The organism is Arcanobacterium sp. (ex Cirak et al. 2026) (genome assembly GCF_053585065.1).
Genome location: NZ_JBQJCE010000003.1, coordinates 83,318 through 102,522, shown reverse-complemented (window position 1 = coordinate 102,522; position 19,205 = coordinate 83,318). Strand labels below are relative to the sequence as shown.

Here is a 19,205-nt window from a genome sequence, read left to right as displayed (position 1 = left end):
CTATTCACACCTGCTTTCAGTGTTTCAGGAGGTTCACGCCATCAAGCGAGGCGGACCTACGGGTTCGGAAGATGGACACCACGATCGCTAACCCGACCACGACTTCTGCAGCAGCAACGACCATCACGAAGAAGGAAAAAACCTGCCCCTGGAGATCGCCCCACATGCGTGAGAAAGTGACAAGCGCGAGATTCGCAGAATTCAGCATGATTTCTACCCCGAGGAGCGCGATCACACCATTGCGACGGGTGAGAACAGTTGCTGCGCCGAGTGTAAAGAGCACTACAGCCAGCGCCACGTACCATAGAAGGTCCATTACTTTACCTCTCCCTTGTCGGTGTGCGTTTCAGTGACCTGATGTTCTTCGACGACGTCGGAGGCCTCAGGCGCTTGCGCTTCTTGTGTCTTTCCCGGCGTGAGTTCGTGTCGCTTTGCTGCCGTCTCATAATCAGGGGCAGCAATACCAGGCATACCCGGAACAGAGGCACGTGTGATAGCACCGTATGTGGAAGGCCCGTGCAGACCAGGACCGTGAGAGATGATATCGACCGCACCCGGCGATACCTCGGGCAACGACCGCCCTTGTCCACGAATAGCCAAGACACGGTTGATCGAACCTTCAGCAGGCTTCCCACCGTATGTCAGCGATGGATTCGTTGACGAGTTTGACTCTGCGAAGACACCGGCATTTGGAAGATGCCCCGGGTGGACACCTTTTTCGGTGAAGTCGAGCATCTTTTGCGTCGCAAGTTCACTTTGAGTCAGACGCGAATGAACCTTGTCGCGATGGGTCAGCGTCATCGCACCCAGCGCTGCGACAATCAGAAGACAGCCGGTGATTTCGAGCGTGAGAACAAAATTATTGAAGATCACGTGTGATACACCGACGGGGTTTCCGTTCGCATTTGCCGCTTCAAGACCGATGGGGAAGATATCTTGTTTCACACCAGCTGGCGCTTTATCGAAACCGGTGCCAATAAATCCGAAGACCACTGCGATCAAGATCGCTGCGATCCCCAGACCACCAAGAAGCGCGACCGGCTTTTGAGCCTTGAGCGTTTCATGCCCAGAGTCTGCTGAGTCAACTCCGACCAGCATCAGAACGAACAAGAACATCATCAAAATTGCGCCAGTGTAGACAACCACTTGAGCGACCCCCATGAAAGGGGCCTCCAGCATGGTGTACAACACTGCAAGACATACCATCACGAAAATCACCGAAATCGTGGTGTAGACCGCTTTGCGAGCAATCAACAGGCCGTACGCCGCGGCAACAATCATCAGCGCCGCAATGATAAAGAATCCCACAGCCTCCGCCGTCGAGAGTGAAATTGCAGCTTGTATCATCGTTTGTTCACCTCCACAACCTGTGCCGTCTCAAGGGACGGATCATCTGGGCGATGCTCGCGCACCCAATCCACCTGGTTCTGAGTTGGCCCGGTGATATTGCCCTTGTAGTAATCAGCGTCAGTTGTGCCCTCGACCATCGGATGCGGCGGTTGCAACATCCCTTGTGCCAGCGGAACGAGGAGGTTTTCCTTCTCGTAGATCATCGACTCGCGTGTCTGACCAGCGATCTCAAATTCATTCGACATCGTCAAAGCGCGCGTTGGACATGCCTGGATGCAGTATGCACAGAAGATGCATCGCAGGTAGTTGACTTGGTAGACACGTCCATAACGTTCTCCCGGTGAATATTGAGCATCTGGAGTGTTCGCGTCAGCCTCAACCAGGATCGCATCGGCCGGACACGCCCATGCGCACAGCTCACAGCCGATGCACTTCTCCAATCCGTCAGCATAACGGTTGAGCTTATGCAAACCGTGGTAGCGAGGACGGATATGAGCCTCGTTCTTTTTCTTCCCCGTATTGGGCAAGTACTGCTCGGTCACAACTGGACGGAACAACGTCGAAAACGTTACGCCAAATCCGGCCACGGGCGACAGCATACGGCCGACCGGACCCTTCTTGTGAGGACTGTATTGCTCAGGATCGGGCTGATTGAAACGCTGCGGATTTTCGTTGGTATTTTCAGACATTTTCGGCCTCCTCAAGTGTGCGAGTAACGCGTGCTGGCTGACGTCCTGCGCGCGGGGACGGCGGCAGTTGTTGTCCTGGCAACGGCGGAACCGGATAGCCATTTTCAAAACCAGTGAACTCTTCCTCAGCACGCGCAGCTTCGATTTCATCTTGAGTCGGTGCCACACGATCATCGCCGAAAGCCACGATCAACATGATCAGGGAATAACCGATCGCCAAAATCACCATGACAGCACGCAGATTGATCGGGTAGGCCATGTTGATTCCCACCGCGATCATCACCAGCGCCAGCCATCCGAGTGCAAATGGGATCAGACCCTTCCAGCCAAGCTTCATGAATTGGTCATAACGGAAACGGAGCAATGTGCCACGTACCCAAATGAAGATACACATGAAAGTCCATGTTTTGAGTAGGAATGTCACTACCGGGAACCATCCAACGTTCGGATCTCCGCCCCACAAGCTGAAGACTGCTTTGGTCACCGGATCAGCGTGCCAGCCACCAAAGAACAATGTGGTGGCGAGCATCGACAGGTTGAACATGTTGATGTACTCGGACAAGTAGTACCATCCGAACTTCATCGACGAGTATTCAGTATGTGGACCAGCAACAATCTCACCTTCAGCTTCGGGAAGATCGAATGGGAGTCGGTTAGCTTCACCAAACATCGTCACTAAGAAAATCAAGAATGCCGGCATCAATAAGATGACGTTCCACAACGATCCCTGCGCGTTGACAATTCCGGAAGTGGACATCGTATTCGCTGTGAGGAATACCGTGACAAGTGACAGTCCCTGAGCAAGCTCATAAGAAATCATTTGCGTTGCGCTACGCACCGAGCCATAGAGCGGAAGAGTGGACTTTGCTGACCAACCACCGAAAACTAATCCATATTCACCAAGCGCCGCAACCGCCAGCACAAACAACATTGCCACAGGCGAATCAGCAAGCTGAACCGGAGTGTGATGGCCGAAGAGTGAAACTTCTGGGCCGAAGGGGATCACAGCAATCACTGTGAAAGCGGCCAGAGCTGAAATCGCTGGTGCAACGAAGTACACTGCACGGTCAGCTCCACGCAGATTGAAATCTTCCTTCACCAGAAGCTTAAGGGCGTCGGGAAACGACTGAAAAAGTCCAAATGGACCGACAACGTTTGGCCCGACTCGATTCTGCATACGAGCGAGGAGCCTGCGCTCGACCCACAACGCGAAGATCACTGTCAGAATCAAAAAGACCACGGCTACAACAGCCTTGATCACCCAGATCCACCAGGTATCTTGCGAGAAGTCAGCGGCAACCCCACCCACTGTCAAGAAGTGGTTCACTTTGTGGCCTCCTTGGAAATGGTGACGACGTCGCCCGCCTGAGCGCCGATGAGCGCAATCTGCGAGAGAGAAGAATTCTGCGGAACCCACACGACGCCGTCGGGCATGGCAACCACCTGAAGATCCAGAGTGATTGAACCAGCAGGTCCCGTAATGGTCAGTGACTTCTCAGCGCCAGCGCCACGGGCAGTAGCGGGCGACACCAAAGCCACAGACTTTCGAGCTGTTGCTGCCAGGTGCGGCTCGTTGCTCTGAAGAGCTCCGAGATCGAGCATCTGTTTCCACGAGGCAAGCACTGCCTGTCCAGGAGCGATAATCGGCGCAGGAGCAGCCGACGTCGACGGTACCTGAGCACGCGCGCCGTCCCATGTCCGCAGCTGGGCGTATTCATTCACTGCAGCTTCAAGGGTGTCCAACCCAAGCTCAGCGCCCATTTGGCTAGCCAAATCATTGAGAACAGCACGGTCTGGCAGATGCACCGAGGTCAGCGCCTGTCCGAAAGGTCGCAAACGCCCTTCCCAGTTCACGAAGGTTCCACCCTTTTCTGCGGGAGGAGCCACTGGCAAAGCCACATCAGCGAGAGCAAGAGTGTCTGTATCACGCACTTCGAGCTGGACAGTGAAGACATGATCGAGCGCCTCTTGAGCGCCCGCAGGCAAGTCTGCAAGTTCAACGCCTCCCAGAACCACAGCACCAAGTTCACCACGGCGTGCGGCATCGAGGATTTCACCAGTCGAGCGACCGATGTTTTCCGGAAGCGAGTCCACACCCCACACTGATGCGACGTCCACACGCGCTGCTGGGTCTGAGACAAGCCGGCCTCCCGGCAGGAGATTCGGCATCGCGCCAGCGTCAAGAGCACCTCGGTCACCTGCACGACGTGGGATCCACGCGAGACGTGCACCGGTGCGCTGAGCCAGTGCCACTACTGCTGAAAGCGCACCGCGAGTCGCACAGGTTCGCTCGCCAACCAAAATAACAGAACCCGGCTGAGAGAGATCAGCAAATGTTTCACCGAAAATTCCCTCACCGGCGTCGGCAATTGCACTAAGAACTTCGGCTTCAGTGCCCGGAACAGCAGGAATGAAACGCGCGTTCATCTTTGACGTTCCGAGTGACTTGTATGCCGAAATCACAGAAACGGAGGTCGTCTTGGCAAGCACTCCCTTACGTAGACGCAAGAAAACCGAGCCGATTTCATCTTCCGCTTCGAGACCGACAGTCAGGACATGAGAGGCGTGCTCAATATCCGAATAGGTCACACCAAGGCCGGTGCCTGCAACGATAGAAGCGAGAAACTCGTTCTCTTCCATTGAACCCGCACGAGTGCGGAAATCAATGTCATTCGTGCCGAGGACGACGCGTGCAAACTTTGCATACGCATATGCGTCTTCCAAGGTGACACGGCCACCGACAATAACACCAACACCCTTATCCTGAGCGGACGTCAACCCCTTAGCGGCCTCGTCGATCGCTTCAAACCAGGAAACTGGTTCAGAAACACCCTTTAAGCGAGGGTAGGCAAGACGGTCAGAGGCCTGCTGCCATCGGAAAGCAAAACGATCTTTGTCAGTGATCCATTCCTCGTTGACCTCCATGTCTTCGCCAGCCATACGGCGAACAACCTCACCACGTCGGTAATCCACGCGGATTGCGGAGCCAGAAGCATCATGTTCGGTGACACCGGGGACGGACACCAAGTCGAAAGGACGCGCGCGGAAACGGTATGCGGCTGATGTCAGTGCGCCGACTGGGCAAATTTGAATCACGTTACCCGAGAAGTAGGACGCGAATGAACGACCATCCGCAGCAGTTTGCATTGGCACCATCGGACCAGCGGCAAAGCCTTCAGCAAGGCCACTTTCACCACCCGGTCCGGAGAAGTCATTGTTGACTACCGGTGCATGAGTCCCATCAACATCGTCGAAACCGAGCACGGCTCCATCAAAGCCACCTACCTGAGAGCCAGGAAGTGAGTGCACAGCGTATCCTGGGGTACCCCCACCACGGCCTTGAAGGGTGATGAAGGCATCGCCGGTAATCTGGTTCGAGAAACGTGTACAGCGTTGGCACAAAATGCATCGGTCACGATCAAGCAAGATTTGCGCGGACACTGAAATCGGCTTCGGATATGTGCGCTTAATATCCACAAATCGCGATGTTGTGCGTCCGTCAGTCATCGCCTGATTCTGAAGCGGACACTCGCCACCTTTGTCACACACCGGACAATCCATCGGGTGGTTAATGAGTAGAAACTCCATCACACCCTTCTGTGCTTTCTTCGCAACCTCAGAGGTTGCGCCCGTAAAGATCTCCATCCCCGGAGAAACAGTCACAGCACACGATGGTTGTGGCTTTGGCATCTTCCGGACGTTTCCTTCACGATCTGGAGCCGCAACTTCAACGAGGCACTGACGACACGCAGCAGCCGGAGACAGAAGCGGGTGATCGCAGAAACGCGGAATATGGACGCCAACTTTTTCCGCTGCGCGAATGATCAGCGTGCCCTTCGGAACCGATACTTCCTTGCCGTCAACATGGACGGTCACAAGCTCGACCGGAGTATTTTTTTCACTCATTTGACACCTACTTCGCCAAATACAACAGACTTCTCAGGCGGGTACAGCTGCGAGGCAGCTTTCTTCGTTCCAAGGACAAATTCGTCACGGAACAGGCTGATGGCACTCTTGATAGGAGTTGCCGCAGCATCGCCGAGCGCACAGAATGAACGCCCCGCAATATTCGAAGCAATTTCATCGATCAGATCGATATCAGATTCCTTTGCAGTCCCTGCCTCGAAACGATGCATGATCTGGCGCATCCAGAATGTGCCCTCTCGGCACGGGGTGCATTTGCCACATGATTCGTGCTGGTAAAAATCAGCCCAACGCGACACAACTCGAACCACTGACACCGTTTCGTCAAAAACCTGGATCGCGCGAGTTGCAAGCATCGAACCGCCCTCGGCAACTTCCTCATACCCCAACGGAATATCGAGATGATCAGGAGTAAAGAGAGGTGCCGATGAGCCACCAATGGCGTAGAACTTCAGTTCGTGCCCTTCGCGAATTCCTCCGGCAAGTTCGAGAAGTTGGCGCATAGTGATACCGAAAGGAGCCTCATATTGGCCTGGACGCTTCACGTGACCCGACAGAGAGAAAATCCCATGCCCACGAGAGTTCTTCGTATTGGCGCCCATCGCCTGGAACCACTCAGTACCATTGACCAAAATTCCTGGAACCGACGAAATTGATTCCACGTTGTTGATCACCGTTGGACGAGCGTAAAGACCCTCAGCAGCAGGGAACGGCGGCTTGAGACGAGGCTGACCGCGGTAACCTTCAAGCGAATCGAGAAGTGCCGTTTCTTCTCCGCAGATGTAAGCGCCGGCACCAGCATGAACCGTGATGTCGAGGTCGTAATCTCCGTTTGGCCCGCGCCCGGTTCCCAAGATTCCTGCTTCACGTGCCTCACGCACTGCTGCCATCAGACGACGGTAAACGTGAACGACTTCGCCACGCAAGTAGATAAATCCACGATTGCCACCGATGGCGAGCAAACAAATCGCCATTCCCTCAATGAGGAGGTGGGGGTTGGCCATCAGGTGAGGGATATCTTTGCAGGTACCCGGCTCAGATTCGTCTGCATTGACCACGAGGTAACGCGGACCGCCGTCGGCAGGTGGGAGGAACGACCACTTCAGGCCGGTCGGGAAGCCTGCACCACCACGGCCACGCAAGCCAGATTCTTTAATGAGATTGGTGATGGCACCGGGTTCGGATGCCATCTGCCACGCCTTTTCCAGACCTTTGTACCCGCCGTTTGCACGGTACGTGTCCAAAGTCCATGAGCGCTCCTTGTCCCACATATCTGTCAGGACCGGCGAGAGCGTACCTGGTGCACTGTAGTGAGTCACTGTGCTTCTCCTTCCGGTTGTGGTGCGCTCCATCCGCGTTCGCGAGCGATTTCGAGACCAGCGAGCGACGCCGCCCCAGCCGACGGGCCTTCATCGACATGGCCGTCTTCGAAACCTGCGAGCACATGCTCGATTTCCTTGAAGGTGTGGACTTTTTCAGGCCCACGGGTGGGGTGAATATCGCGACCAGCACGGATGTCGTCAACGATTTCTTTCGCCGACGTCGGTGTCTGGTTATCGAAAAACTCCCAGTTGACCATAATCACTGGCGCATAGTCACATCCGGCATTGCATTCGAGCTGTTCGAGAGTGATCTTTCCGTCCGCTGTAGTCTCGTCATGTCCGACGCCAACGTAATTGGTCAGCTCTTCCCAGATTGCGTCACCGCCCATGACAGCACACAACGCATTGGTACAAACACCAACGTTGTACTCGCCGTTGGGGTGGCGGCGGTATTGTGAGTAGAAGGTGGCGACAGCGGAAACTTCTGCCTTTGTGAGCCCAAGAAGTTCCGCAACAAATGCGATACCTCGTGGAGAGCAAAAACCATCCTCAGACTGAACTAGGTGTAGCAGCGGCATGATGGCGCTACGTGACTGCGGGTAACGCGCAATCACTTCTGCGCCTTCACGGCGCAAGCGCTCCTCTACTTCAGGGGTGTACGGGATAGCCATCAGCGATCAACTCCTCCCATCACAGGGTCGATAGCCGCGAGAGCCATGATGGTGTCCGCAAGGAACGATCCCTCAGACATCAAGGCGAGCGACTGTAGGTTGTTGTAACTTGGGTCACGGAAGTGGGCACGATAGGGGCGAGTTCCACCGTCGGAAACGACGTGGACGCCAAGGATTCCCTTTGCGTGTTCCACCAGCTGGTAAGCCTGGCCTGCGGGAACACGGAAACCTTCGGTCACGAGTTTGAAATGGTGGATCAAGGACTCCATCGATTGGGTCATGATCTCCTCAACATGCTCAGCAGAGGAACCTTGACCGTCCGATCCAATGGATAAACGTGCTGGCCAAGCAATCTTCTTGTCAGCAATCATCACGGGTTCACCTTCGGTGCGATCAAGCTCATCGAGGACCTGATAGCAGATGCGAATAGATTGAAGTGCTTCTTCAAAACGAATCTGTGCACGTGTGTAGGCATCGGCCTTGTCGCGAACAGGAACATCGAACTCGTACTTTTCGTAACCGCAGTATGGTTGCGTTTTACGAAGATCCGCTGGCAAACCGGCAGCGCGAAGTGAGGGGCCTGTCATCGACAGCGCCATCATGGATGACAACGGCGAGACAGCAACGTCTTCATGACGGATCTTAAAGATCGGGTTGTCGAGAGTGAGATCCATCATCTCTGAAATCGTCAGACGAACCTTGGGCAGAAGCTCACGAATGTAATCGGTTCCACCTGCTGGCAGATCCTCGAGAACTCCGCCTGGGCGAATGAATTCATTGTTCATGCGCAGACCGGTGATGTCCTCCATGATGCGCAGAATATCTTCACGCGCACGGAAGGCAAGGGTCAGCATCGTCGTCGCACCAAGTTCGTTTCCTGCTGAGCCGACGGCCACAATATGGGAAGAAATGCGCGTCAATTCCATCAAAAGCACGCGAATTGCGCTGGCACGCTGAGGAATCTGGTCAGTGATACCGAGCAACTTCTCCACTGCCAGACAGTAGGCAACTTCCTGGAAGGTTGGCGCCACATAATCCATTCGGGTGCAGTAGGCAACGCCCTGAGTCCAGGTGCGGTACTCCATGTTCTTCTCGATACCGGTATGAAGGAATCCAGTAGAGGCCTTCACTTCGCGAACGTATTCGCCGTCGAGTTCGAATTGCAGACGCAACACGCCGTGGGTCGCTGGATGGACGGGGCCGAGATTGACAACAATGTGTTCCTCACCAATTTCCTCGGCTTCACGAGCAATGTCTGCCCAATCACCGCCCACAGATTCGTACGAACCATATCCGGCGACTTCTACTTCATCAATTGCGCCCATTGCGCGAGGCTGATCTGCCATCAGTTGTACTCCCTCCTAGTATCCGGCGGCGGAACGACTGCGCCCTTGTATTCAACGGGAATACCCCCGAGCGGGTAGTCCTTACGCTGGGGGTGACCGATCCAATCGTCAGGCATCGCTGAACGGACGAGCGCTGGATGTCCGTCGAACACAATTCCCATGAGATCGAATGCCTCACGCTCAGACCAATCGTCACCCGGATAAACCGACACGAGCGAGGGCATATGCGGATCATCGTCGGGAGCGGTCACTTCTAAGGCAATCATGCGGTTATGCGTGAACGACAAGAGCGGGAAGTATCCGTGGAGCTCGCGCCCCTTATCTTGTGGGTAGTGAACTGCAGAAACACCGAGCGTCATCTCAAAACGTAAATCTTGATCGTCGCGGCAATAACGAGCGACAGTCAGCAGATTGTCACGCGGCACGAAAATCACGAGTTGACCGTTTTGTGTCGACACCTTTTCGATGAGTTGTTCAGGAGTGAAACCGTCAGCCGCACCGAGCTCGAGGATAATGTCGACGACATCGTCAAACCACCCTCCGTACGGACGTGTCGCTGGGGGTGCGACGACGGCGATTTCACGTTGCGTGGAAAATCCCGTCGTATCGCCGCTGTCTTTCACACCCCACATGCCGGATCGCCGGGCGATCACTTCGGGGCCGACTGCACTTGTCGGCGCAATTTCGTTATTGCTCACCTCAAAAGTCCCTTCTTATCCTCAAGGGGCATTGCCTTCAGGGCAGCTTCTTCAGCTGCACGGGCCACACGCTTACGATGTTCGCCAATCGGTGCGCCTTCGATCACCCCGTTGCGCAATTCAAAAATCGCATTGATGAGCATCTCCGGGCGTGGAGGGCAACCCGGCAAATAGACATCAACTGGAACGATATGGTCAATTCCTTGAACCACGGAGTAGTTGTTGAACATGCCACCCGTCGATGCACAGACGCCCATGGAAATCACCCATTTCGGTTCCATGAGTTGGTCATAGGTATTACGCACAACAGGAGCCATCTTTTGGGAGACTCGACCGGAGACAATCATCAGGTCTGCCTGGCGAGGCGATGCTCGGAATACTTCCATTCCAATTCGTGAAGCGTCAAAACGGACTGCTCCGAATGCCATCATTTCGATTGCGCAACACGCCAGTCCCATTGTGACTGGCCAAATGGAGCGAGCCTTTGCCCACCCCAGCACGCTTTCAACGGCTCCGAGTGCCTTGCCTGGATCCGTGTCCATGTTTACTTCACTCATCATTACTCCCATTCAAGTCCGCCGCGACGCCACTCATACAAGAACGGCACGGTGATCAGGGCGACGAAAACGCCGATTGCGATGAGGCCGCCAAGTCCAAGAGCTTCATGGTTGACAGCCCACGGGTAGAGGAACACAACCTCGATATCGAACACAATGAATGTCATCGCCGTCAGAAAATACTTCACCGGGAAGCGTCCAGCACTACCCGCATTCGGGGTAGCTTCCAAACCACATTCGTAGTTCGATACCTTCACACGGTTGTAGCGCTTCGGGCCGAGAATTGCACTCATCACCAGACCACCGGCGGCAATTGCGAGCGCCGCCGCGATCATAATGAGGATCGGAATGTTTCCAGACATTGGACCTCCACCTTTTCTTTAAACGTTCCGAGCCCTGAGTGTTGCGCTCAGAGCTATCACTGACACTGTATAACTTGTTGGCGACATTTTTCGACTAAAATGTCTCACGCTCGTGGCACCACCTTCGTTGCCGCAGTGATCACGCGATCCATCCAGTCACCACCACGCCGGTCATAGGCGTCCGATAAGAGCTTCATCACCAGCTTCATCAAAGTTTTTCTTGGCAGGCCATATTTCACACACGCACGCATAATCGCCGGCTTCTCAATGAGCCACGCAAACATGCGTCCAAGCGTGTAGTAGCCACCGAGCTCGTTTCGCATTGTCTCGACGTAGCCCGCCATCACAGCGTCGCGCTCACGGTTATTGGTGCGCACAAGCGCCTGCGTGAGATAATCCGCCACAACACGACCCGCAGCAAGCGCATACGCGATACCTTCACCGTTGAAAGGGGACACCATCCCACCGGCATCGCCAACGAGAGCAAGGCCGTCGGCATACAAAGGCTGACGATTAAACGCCATCGGAAGGGCGGCACTCTTGATCTTGCCGACCCGATTATCTTCGGTAAGTTCCCATTCGACAGGAGTGTTTTCGAGCCAGGTTTTGAAGACTTTGCGGTAATCGATACCTGTCGGCGCTGCTGTTGATGACAAAGACCCCAGTCCGACGTTGACTAGCCCCTCACCGACCGGAAAAATCCACGCGTACCCCGGAAGCTGCTCAGATTGGCCTGGCTTACCTGCCCATAACTCCAGCTGCGATTCCATGAATGTGGTAGTAGCGAGAGGGGAGCGGAAGTAGGCGCGCACAGCGACACCCATTGGACGCTTCGGATCTTTTTCACGTCCGACGGAGGTCGCTAAGCGAGCTGAGACACCACCAGCATCGACAACAAAATCTGCGCGAATTTCACATTCTTCCTTCGCACCGGCACTCTCGCGAGCAGTCACCCCAACGACGCGCCCCTGACCATCACGAATTGCACCAGTGACGGTGACCCCTTCAAGGAGGCGCGCACCAGATGCTTGAGCATGGCGAATTAGTTCTTCATCGAGCACCTCACGGCGTCGACCCGAACCGTAATTCGGTTGAGATGCAAGTGTCGGCCAGGGGACTTCCACAAAGTTTCCGGCGCCAGCACCCCGAATTCCGTAGTTTCTCACCCAACCATCGTCTTCACGCATCGAGATCCCCATGCGCACAAGCTCAACAACAGTTCGCGGGGTAAGCCCGTCACCACAGGTCTTATCGCGCGGGAACGTTGCCTTTTCAACGACGAGAACATCGATTCCGTTTTTGGCGAGATAGTGCGCGGTTGATGCACCGCCTGGGCCGCCACCAACAACGACAACTCTGGCTTGCTCAATCCGCACAGATCACCCCTCCCCGACCACCGTTGGCCTTTTCATTAATTATTCCAAACTAGTCTATCCACGTTATTCAAGGGAAAAGTAATTAATACCGACCGAATTACGAAAGAGTTTTGTTCCATATATATCGGCTCACAGAACAGTACTCGCACGCTCCGAAACGAAAAGTGTGGGCGAAGGTCATGTCCTTCGCCCACACTTTTCGTTCTTACTTCCAGGCCCGATGCAATGCCACGATTCCGCCAGAAAGATTCTTAAATTCAACATCATGCCAGCCTGCACGCTGGATCCACTTCGCAAAGCCACGCTGAGCAGGCCACTGACGAATGGACTCAACAAGATAGTCGTACGCAGGCGGATCAGAGGAGAACCTCGCCGCCAACGGCATCACCGAGGAGAGGAAGAAACTGTAGAGCTGACGAAATACAGCATTCGACGGCGACGAAAACTCCGCTACAACCAACCGACCGCCAGGCTTGACCACGCGATACATTTCTTCCAATGCCCGATGCGGATCGTTGACATTGCGAATACCATACGAAATTGTCACCGCATCGAAGGTGTTGTCATCGAAAGGCAGATTCATCGCATCACCTTGGACAAACTCTAGATGCGGATAGCGACGCTTTCCTTCCTCAATCATCCCGGCAGAGAAGTCGAGCGCCACAACATCGGCACCCTCCTTGGCATACTGCGCTGCGGACGTGCCCGTACCAGCGGCAAGATCGAGAATCTTTTCACCCGGCTTCGGCGCAATCGCTGCTGTTGTGGTGCGTCGCCAGCTAAAAACCTGGCCACCAGTCAACACGGTATTCATGAGGTCATACTTCGCAGCGACGTCGTCGAACATGCTCGATACGTCACCCGGCTTCTTATCCAATGTGGCTCGCTTCATACAAAGCATTTAACCACCTGCGCGAGTAGGATTCTTGTCCATGTTGACGATGCCACAGCTACGAGCACAGACCACCCGTCTCCCCCACTTGCCCGATTTGGAGACTCTCATCCCCGACGTCGGGGCACATGTTTGGTTGCAAGGCGACGACGGACTTGTGGGAGCCGGAATCGCAGCTCGACTCGACCTAGAGCCGCGAGGAGGTGAACATCTAGATAACTCGCGCCGATTTGCTCAAGCCTCACAATGGTGGAAACTGTTGAGTGACAAGGCCGAGATTCGCGATGACGTGGCTGCACCAGGCACTGGGTTGGTCTCATTCGGATCGTTTTCTTTTGACGCTTCTTCACCTGCGGGATCAGTGTTGCTCGTTCCCCAGGTTCTCGTGGGCCGACGCGGAGATGACGCGTGGGTAACGATCACCGGCGTCGTCGGGGTTGATGTTTTCGACACGCTTGACGATTCAGCAAAAGCTCTCCTCGATCACGCATTGAAGGGGACATCTCTCCCACTCAAGGCGATGCCACCTATCACCATCGACGACACGTCCGGTGGTCAATTTGTCGACAACGTTCGCCACACGCTGTCCGCTATCGCACACGGACAGGCAGAAAAAGTTGTGATTGCACGGTCCCTCGACATCACTGCAGAAGAAGATCTTCCACAGCGCACGCTGGCCACTCACCTCCACCAGTCCTACCCGCAGTGCTGGACATTCAATGTTGACGGATTAATCGGCGCAACCCCGGAGATGCTGGCACAAACAAGCGCACAGGGAATCACCGTGCGCGTGCTAGCAGGAACAGGATCTCCCGACGCACACGATCTTATGACTGAGAAAAATCGTGGTGAACACGCTCTCGCAGCCGCGAGCGCGCGCAGCACCCTCGAAAAGCTCGGTTCCGTGACCGCCAGCGAACCCTTTGCACTCAAACTCGCGAATGTTTCACATATCGCTACCGACTTGATTGCTACCCCATCTTTTGATGCCACAGCATTGCATATCGCTGGAGCGCTCCACCCCACCGCAGCACTGGGTGGCACGCCGCGTGGCGCAGCGATGGACATGATCGCTGAACTCGAACCCAGCCCGCGTGATCGTTACGGCGCACCGGTCGGCTGGATGGACTCCACCGGTGAAGGGCAATGGGCCGTGGCTATTCGTTGCTTGCGTATGCTCACCCCAGCACGTGCACGAGCTTGGGCGGGAGCCGGGATCGTCGAAGGATCAGATCCCGACAGCGAATATGCAGAAACCCGCGCTAAGTTCGCCCCGATTCTCTCGGCGTTACATGCTGGTTCTCACAACGAGTAACAGTTAAGACAAAAGTGGCTGTTCCTTCAGGGGGGACAGCCACTTTGCGGTTTACTTTGTGTCTGGACGTGTCACCAAGGTGGCGTCCACGTCAAGCAGTTTGCCGTCACGGTCGAATGTCACGGTGACGACGTCGCCACTCTTATACTGACGGACATATCCTGTCAGCGAGGTACCGCCAGAAACGTTATGCCCATCAATCTTGGTGATGACGTCACCCGGGCGGATGCCTGCCTTCGCTGCAGGGGTCCCCGGGGTGACTGACTGAACCTGAGCTCCGATTCGCGCCTGCCCATTGAACTGGGCAACGCCGTCGGAAATTGTCACACCGAAAAAGGCATGTTCTGCCACACCGTTCTTAATGAGCTGATCGGCAACGTTTTTTGCCAGATTCACAGGAATTGCAAATCCCAAGCCGATCGATCCTGCTTGCTGTCCGCGCGATTGTCCGATCGAGGCAATCGAAGAGGCAATGCCCACAACGCGTCCTTCAGAGTCAAAAACCGGGCCACCGGAATTACCAGGGTTCACCGCAGCATCAATCTGGATCGCGTTGGTCACCACCGGAGACACCTGACGCTGCGAGAACGGATCAGCATTTTCACCTTGAGTTGTCACCGGACGATCGAGAGCCGAAACGATACCGGTGGTCATGGTCGCTTCTAGACCGAGAGGATTACCAATCGCGGCCACAGGTTCTCCCACGACAACCTTCGATGAGTCCCCCATCTGGGCGAAAGCTAAATCCTTTGGCGCATCGACAAGCTGAATCACTGCCAGATCCGTTGCCGGGTCAGTTCCCACGAGCTTTGCCTTGAAAACGCGGCCATCAGCAAGTGAAACGACAAGTTCCTTCGCTCCTGAAATCACATGGTTATTGGTGATGATGTGAGCATCGCTGTCGATAATGACACCCGAGCCAGACGAAGACCCTTCTTGGGAAGAATTCGTAATCGCCACAACTGACGGGCTCACAGCCTGATGAACAGCTTGCCAATTAGGAGCATGTTGAGCGGCTTGCTTAACGACAGGGGTGCCACCAGAAGCCGAATGTGATGACATCGCAGCCGGACGCGCATTGCCAATCTGCGCGTAGATCGCACCGTAGCCGATTCCTCCACCAACGAGTGCGGCAATTGTTGAGACGGCAATGAGCGCACCCCAACCCGGGCGCGACTTCTTGGATTTCTGCGTGGGAGCAGGTACGAAACTACTGGGGGCAGCGGCATGTTCGGCAGTGCCAGCACTCGGCACCGACGTCGAGGCACCCTGCGGTTCGTTGAGCATCGGCTGGTCAGCCTGGGTCGGACGTTCACTTTGCATCGGCTGGTCATCGTGTACGGGGTACACATTGTCAACCGCCTGATCGCGGGGAACGGACTGGTCATTATTGACAGCCGGGGCATTCTGTCCATTCTGGGCATTTTGAGAGGAGATGGGCTCAGTCGGATGAACCAACTCAGGCAATGGTTGCGTAGGCTGAGGGTGTGTCAGCTCGTTCTCCCGGATAATATTTGGCCTCTGTACCTGGGGCTCGTCCCCTTGTGGAGCGCTTCCTTGCTCAAATTCGTTATTCATGTGCACCTCATTCTTTTCACATTACTCTGTGCAACCAACGCCCAACTGCGAGGATTTATTGCACCAACACACTAAAGATTTCACTGTGAACTCGTCTCAAAATGGGATTTAGCTGGAGGTTTTCTGGATAGATTACGCCCAGCGTGAACGCTCACTTATTGGCGAACCACCCCGATAGCTGCCTCAATGTCACGTTGAAGAGCACGGCGACTCGCTTTAATCTCAGCACCAGGCATAACACCTAAATCAACATAGACAATCCGCACTCCACGGGGATTCCCCTCAAGCACCTCATGCAGCTGTGCCATGCTCTCAACGTTCACATACTTCACCCCCACCGCCTGTGCGTAAGCATGAACATCAAGCTCTTTTTCTGTCGCAAAAACACGCGAGTACAGCGATTGCGCAGCTTGCCCATGTTCAAGCGTCGCAAAAATTGACCCGCCATGGTCATCGATCACCACCACATCAAGATTCACTGATTCTTGCCCCGCAGTGTGAACTAGTGCCCCCAGATCGTGAATGAAGGTCAGATCCCCCACCACCACACGCATACAGCCTCGAACCATCGCCATTCCAATCGCAGTGGAGATCGTTCCGTCAATTCCTGCCAAGCCACGGCTTGCCATAAAGGAATGGCCGCCTCCCACAGGCGCAAAGAGATTCACTTCGCGAATAATCGACGATGCACCCAACAGCGTCGGCACGCGCGGATCAAGTGAGCGCGCAATATTGGCAAAAGATAATTCCTCGCCCGCATGAGCATTCACAATATTCTGAGCCGTACGAGCCATCGCCTTCCACTTCGCAAGCCAACGCATATCCCACGTCGCCGCGCCAAGAGCCTCAGCAAGCGAAACAACGCGAGCCACACCAGCGACGTCGGTATAGATCGGCACATCGTCGGCTACCACAATATCGATGTCATCCCTGGCCAGGAGGGATGACACTTCTCGTGTCAATGTCGGGTGACCGATGACGACGACGCGCTCAATCTCCTTAGCCAACTCGCTTCGCAAAAGTATCGGATGGCACGCTATCGCTGACCCACAGCCCCACAGCGGGCTAGACGGCTCAGCGAACACAGGAACGCCGGCAAGGTCGCTCGCATCCACACGCACATGTGTAGGCGCTGCAATTACCACGGTTTTCGCATCCCCGAGCAGGGGCATCTCAGGCCGACAATCCTGCGCCACCGTCTGCCACGAATCTGAGGGAACGAGCGGTGGTTCAAATCCGACGTTGAGCTGAACAGGACCAGGACCGGCAGCTTCGAGCGCCACGCCGCTGGCAATTCTCACCGCACGTGTCACGATTCCACGCACCGAGTTATCTTTCATTCCAGATGGAAGATCAAACTGTGCGCGCACCGAGCCACGCAGCACTGCGAGTTGATCCGTCGTTTGCGAGGCACCAACCCCGCGCATCGAATGTGGCCGATCCGCCGTTAACGCGATCAGCGCAGCTCCAGCCCTGTGGGCTTCTTCCAGTGCCGGGTGGAGATTCGCGACGGCAGTACCCGACGTCGTCACAACAGCTGCCGGTTTGCCTGTAAGAGCATTACCGAGAGCGACGAAAGCACCCACACGCTCATCGGTTTCCACATGTAACGAAATCACACCGGCACGCTCGGCGTCGTACAACGCATAGGCAAGGGGCGCCGAACGCGAACCGGGACATAAAACGAACATCGATACACCCGCGCGCACCAAAGCGGAAATCACAGTGCGAGCCGCACGCTCAGATGTCATCTTTTCTTCTTTCTCCACGTCTGCCTATCTTATCGATCTAGATCATCACTGAGCGAGTAGCGAAGGTAACGACACTAGCTCGTAAGTATCGTCGGGGGAAATTTCGTCCGTCGCTTGAAGATGTGCCCAGATGAGTGTCAAGCGTATTGCCCAGCGCGCGGTGAGAGCCGCGTCAGCGCCGACGTCGGAGCGCAAGGTCACCGTTCGCGGAACGTTGAGGAAACCGTCACTCGCCACGAGAGAATCTGTTACCGTGTCGGCATTGAAGAGCGAGAGCGTTCCCAAACCGCAGGCGTAGTCAAGCTGTGGGAGGGACGCAGCGAAGCTCAGTCCCGCCGCAAGTCCCACCGACGTCTCGAGTGCGCTGCTCACCACTGTGGGAATACCGAGTTGCTGGGCTATTTCCAGCGCACGCCATACACCACCCAAGGGCTGGTTCTTGATAACGGCGATATCTGCAGCGCCTTCACGGACAACGTTGAGAGGATCCGCCGCAAGCCGGATGGATTCATCTGCCGCGATTGGAATATTCACTCTGCGCCGAAGCTCGGCAAGCTCGGACGTGGTGGCGCAGGGTTGTTCAGCGTACTGCACACCTCCTGCGGCCCGATCCAAATCAGGCAGACGCTGCGCGGCTTCATCCACACTCCATTTGCCGTTGACATCCACGCGGATCGCCGCGTCGGGGAGAGCAGCATGAACTGCTTCGATCCGTGCCACATCGTCGGCGTGAGTTTGTCCCGCCTGGGCAATTTTTACTTTCGCGGTATGCGCCCCACTTCGCCCGGCGATACGAGCTGCCTCTTCCGGGTGGACTGCGGGGATGGTGACGTTGATCGGGATACGTGTACGCACAGGTTCGGGATAGCCGCGTTTGAGCGCTTCAAGACCAGCGAGTACCCACCGAGACGACGTTTCAACACTGTAATCCCAAAACGGACTCACTTCAGCTACGTCTACTCGCTCGCCGTCGACCGAGAGTGGTCCGGTCGGATCGACGTCGTCCCTCAGCGCGATCAACCCCGAACGCTGGGTGATGTTGCGAAATTGATGGGTCAGAGGAATCGAATATGGGTAAAAACGCACGTGCATGTTCTCCATCGTACGACGCCCGGCCGCGGGGCCACGAAGGAAAGACGTTTGCGCTGGATAAGGAGGCACCCCAATGAGCCCAGCTCCAACTATGACAAAACATTGAAGCAAGAAAGGTAGACCCTAAAGTGAGATGAACCTCAAAAGTCACAACAAAGGAGTTGTGATGTTATCGAAACTTGTGTCAGCAGAATGCTCCACTTTCCGCATTTCCCCTTACCTCGCTTGCACACAACTAAACGAGCAAATCGATAGCCCAGCCAAGGTCTAAAGAAGAGAACT

Annotated in this window: 17 protein-coding genes; 1 reads left to right on the top strand and 16 read right to left on the bottom strand. The window is 55.3% G+C overall.

Features of this window, described 5'->3' with window-relative positions; genetic code table 11:
* Positions 1-16: 16 nt before the first annotated feature.
* The 13 genes from nuoK to ACTOVJ_RS02750 form a co-directional block, all read right to left on the bottom strand.
* Entirely contained in the window at positions 17-316 is a 300-nt protein-coding gene (gene nuoK, locus ACTOVJ_RS02810; RefSeq protein WP_449501715.1) for an NADH-quinone oxidoreductase subunit NuoK, read from the bottom strand.
* Positions 316-1,347: an NADH-quinone oxidoreductase subunit J gene (locus tag ACTOVJ_RS02805; protein WP_449502907.1), complete on the bottom strand. Its 1,032-nt coding sequence runs from the start codon at positions 1,345-1,347 to the stop codon at positions 316-318. Before ACTOVJ_RS02805 ends, nuoK begins: the two co-directional genes overlap by 1 nt.
* A complete protein-coding gene (gene nuoI / locus ACTOVJ_RS02800) occupies positions 1,344-2,039 on the bottom strand; it encodes an NADH-quinone oxidoreductase subunit NuoI (RefSeq protein ID WP_449501717.1) in 696 nt (231 codons plus the stop codon). Before nuoI ends, ACTOVJ_RS02805 begins: the two co-directional genes overlap by 4 nt.
* Positions 2,032-3,366, bottom strand: a complete 1,335-nt coding sequence (nuoH, locus tag ACTOVJ_RS02795; protein ID WP_449504005.1) for an NADH-quinone oxidoreductase subunit NuoH — start codon at positions 3,364-3,366, stop codon at positions 2,032-2,034. Before nuoH ends, nuoI begins: the two co-directional genes overlap by 8 nt.
* A complete protein-coding gene (locus ACTOVJ_RS02790; protein WP_449504006.1) occupies positions 3,363-5,945 on the bottom strand; it encodes an NADH-quinone oxidoreductase subunit G in 2,583 nt (860 codons plus the stop codon). The genes nuoH and ACTOVJ_RS02790 overlap by 4 nt, the downstream gene beginning before the upstream one ends.
* Positions 5,942-7,315: an NADH-quinone oxidoreductase subunit NuoF gene (gene nuoF, locus ACTOVJ_RS02785; RefSeq protein ID WP_449501720.1), complete on the bottom strand. Its 1,374-nt coding sequence runs from the start codon at positions 7,313-7,315 to the stop codon at positions 5,942-5,944. The genes ACTOVJ_RS02790 and nuoF overlap by 4 nt, the downstream gene beginning before the upstream one ends.
* A complete protein-coding gene (gene nuoE, locus ACTOVJ_RS02780; RefSeq protein ID WP_449502903.1) occupies positions 7,279-7,956 on the bottom strand; it encodes an NADH-quinone oxidoreductase subunit NuoE in 678 nt (225 codons plus the stop codon). The genes nuoF and nuoE overlap by 37 nt, the downstream gene beginning before the upstream one ends.
* Positions 7,956-9,281 (bottom strand): NADH-quinone oxidoreductase subunit D, encoded by a 1,326-nt coding sequence (locus tag ACTOVJ_RS02775; RefSeq protein ID WP_449501752.1) that lies wholly within the window; start codon positions 9,279-9,281, stop codon positions 7,956-7,958. Before ACTOVJ_RS02775 ends, nuoE begins: the two co-directional genes overlap by 1 nt.
* Positions 9,282-9,301: 20 nt before the next feature.
* Complete coding sequence (locus tag ACTOVJ_RS02770; RefSeq protein WP_449502902.1) at positions 9,302-10,000, bottom strand: NADH-quinone oxidoreductase subunit C; 699 nt, start codon at positions 9,998-10,000, stop codon at positions 9,302-9,304.
* Positions 9,997-10,557, bottom strand: coding sequence for an NADH-quinone oxidoreductase subunit B (locus ACTOVJ_RS02765; protein WP_449501723.1), 561 nt, complete (start codon positions 10,555-10,557; stop codon positions 9,997-9,999). Before ACTOVJ_RS02765 ends, ACTOVJ_RS02770 begins: the two co-directional genes overlap by 4 nt.
* A gap of 2 nt (positions 10,558-10,559) precedes the next feature.
* Positions 10,560-10,919: an NADH-quinone oxidoreductase subunit A gene (locus ACTOVJ_RS02760; RefSeq protein WP_449501724.1), complete on the bottom strand. Its 360-nt coding sequence runs from the start codon at positions 10,917-10,919 to the stop codon at positions 10,560-10,562.
* 104 nt (positions 10,920-11,023) lie between these two features.
* Positions 11,024-12,295: a geranylgeranyl reductase family protein gene (locus ACTOVJ_RS02755; RefSeq protein WP_449504007.1), complete on the bottom strand. Its 1,272-nt coding sequence runs from the start codon at positions 12,293-12,295 to the stop codon at positions 11,024-11,026.
* 205 nt (positions 12,296-12,500) lie between these two features.
* Positions 12,501-13,187, bottom strand: coding sequence for a demethylmenaquinone methyltransferase (locus tag ACTOVJ_RS02750; protein WP_449501753.1), 687 nt, complete (start codon positions 13,185-13,187; stop codon positions 12,501-12,503).
* A 40-nt stretch (positions 13,188-13,227) separates the two neighbouring features.
* Here ACTOVJ_RS02750 and ACTOVJ_RS02745 point away from each other — a divergent pair, with 40 nt between their 5' ends.
* A complete protein-coding gene (locus ACTOVJ_RS02745; protein ID WP_449504008.1) occupies positions 13,228-14,502 on the top strand; it encodes an isochorismate synthase in 1,275 nt (424 codons plus the stop codon).
* Positions 14,503-14,553: 51 nt separating this feature from the next.
* On the opposite strand, the gene ACTOVJ_RS02740 is transcribed toward ACTOVJ_RS02745, so the two are convergent.
* The 3 genes from ACTOVJ_RS02740 to ACTOVJ_RS02730 all read right to left on the bottom strand — a co-directional run bounded on the left by ACTOVJ_RS02740 (position 14,554) and on the right by ACTOVJ_RS02730 (position 18,923).
* Positions 14,554-16,080 carry a S1C family serine protease gene (locus ACTOVJ_RS02740; protein ID WP_449504009.1) on the bottom strand — a complete coding sequence of 509 codons (1,527 nt, stop codon included), beginning with the start codon at positions 16,078-16,080 and terminating at the stop codon, positions 14,554-14,556.
* Between the two features lie 155 nt (positions 16,081-16,235).
* Positions 16,236-17,849, bottom strand: coding sequence for a 2-succinyl-5-enolpyruvyl-6-hydroxy-3-cyclohexene-1-carboxylic-acid synthase (gene menD, locus ACTOVJ_RS02735; protein WP_449504010.1), 1,614 nt, complete (start codon positions 17,847-17,849; stop codon positions 16,236-16,238).
* 27 nt (positions 17,850-17,876) lie between these two features.
* The gene (locus ACTOVJ_RS02730; protein WP_449504624.1) at positions 17,877-18,923 is read right to left on the bottom strand and encodes an o-succinylbenzoate synthase; all 1,047 of its coding nucleotides are present in this window, start codon (positions 18,921-18,923) and stop codon (positions 17,877-17,879) included.
* Positions 18,924-19,205: the final 282 nt, after the last annotated feature.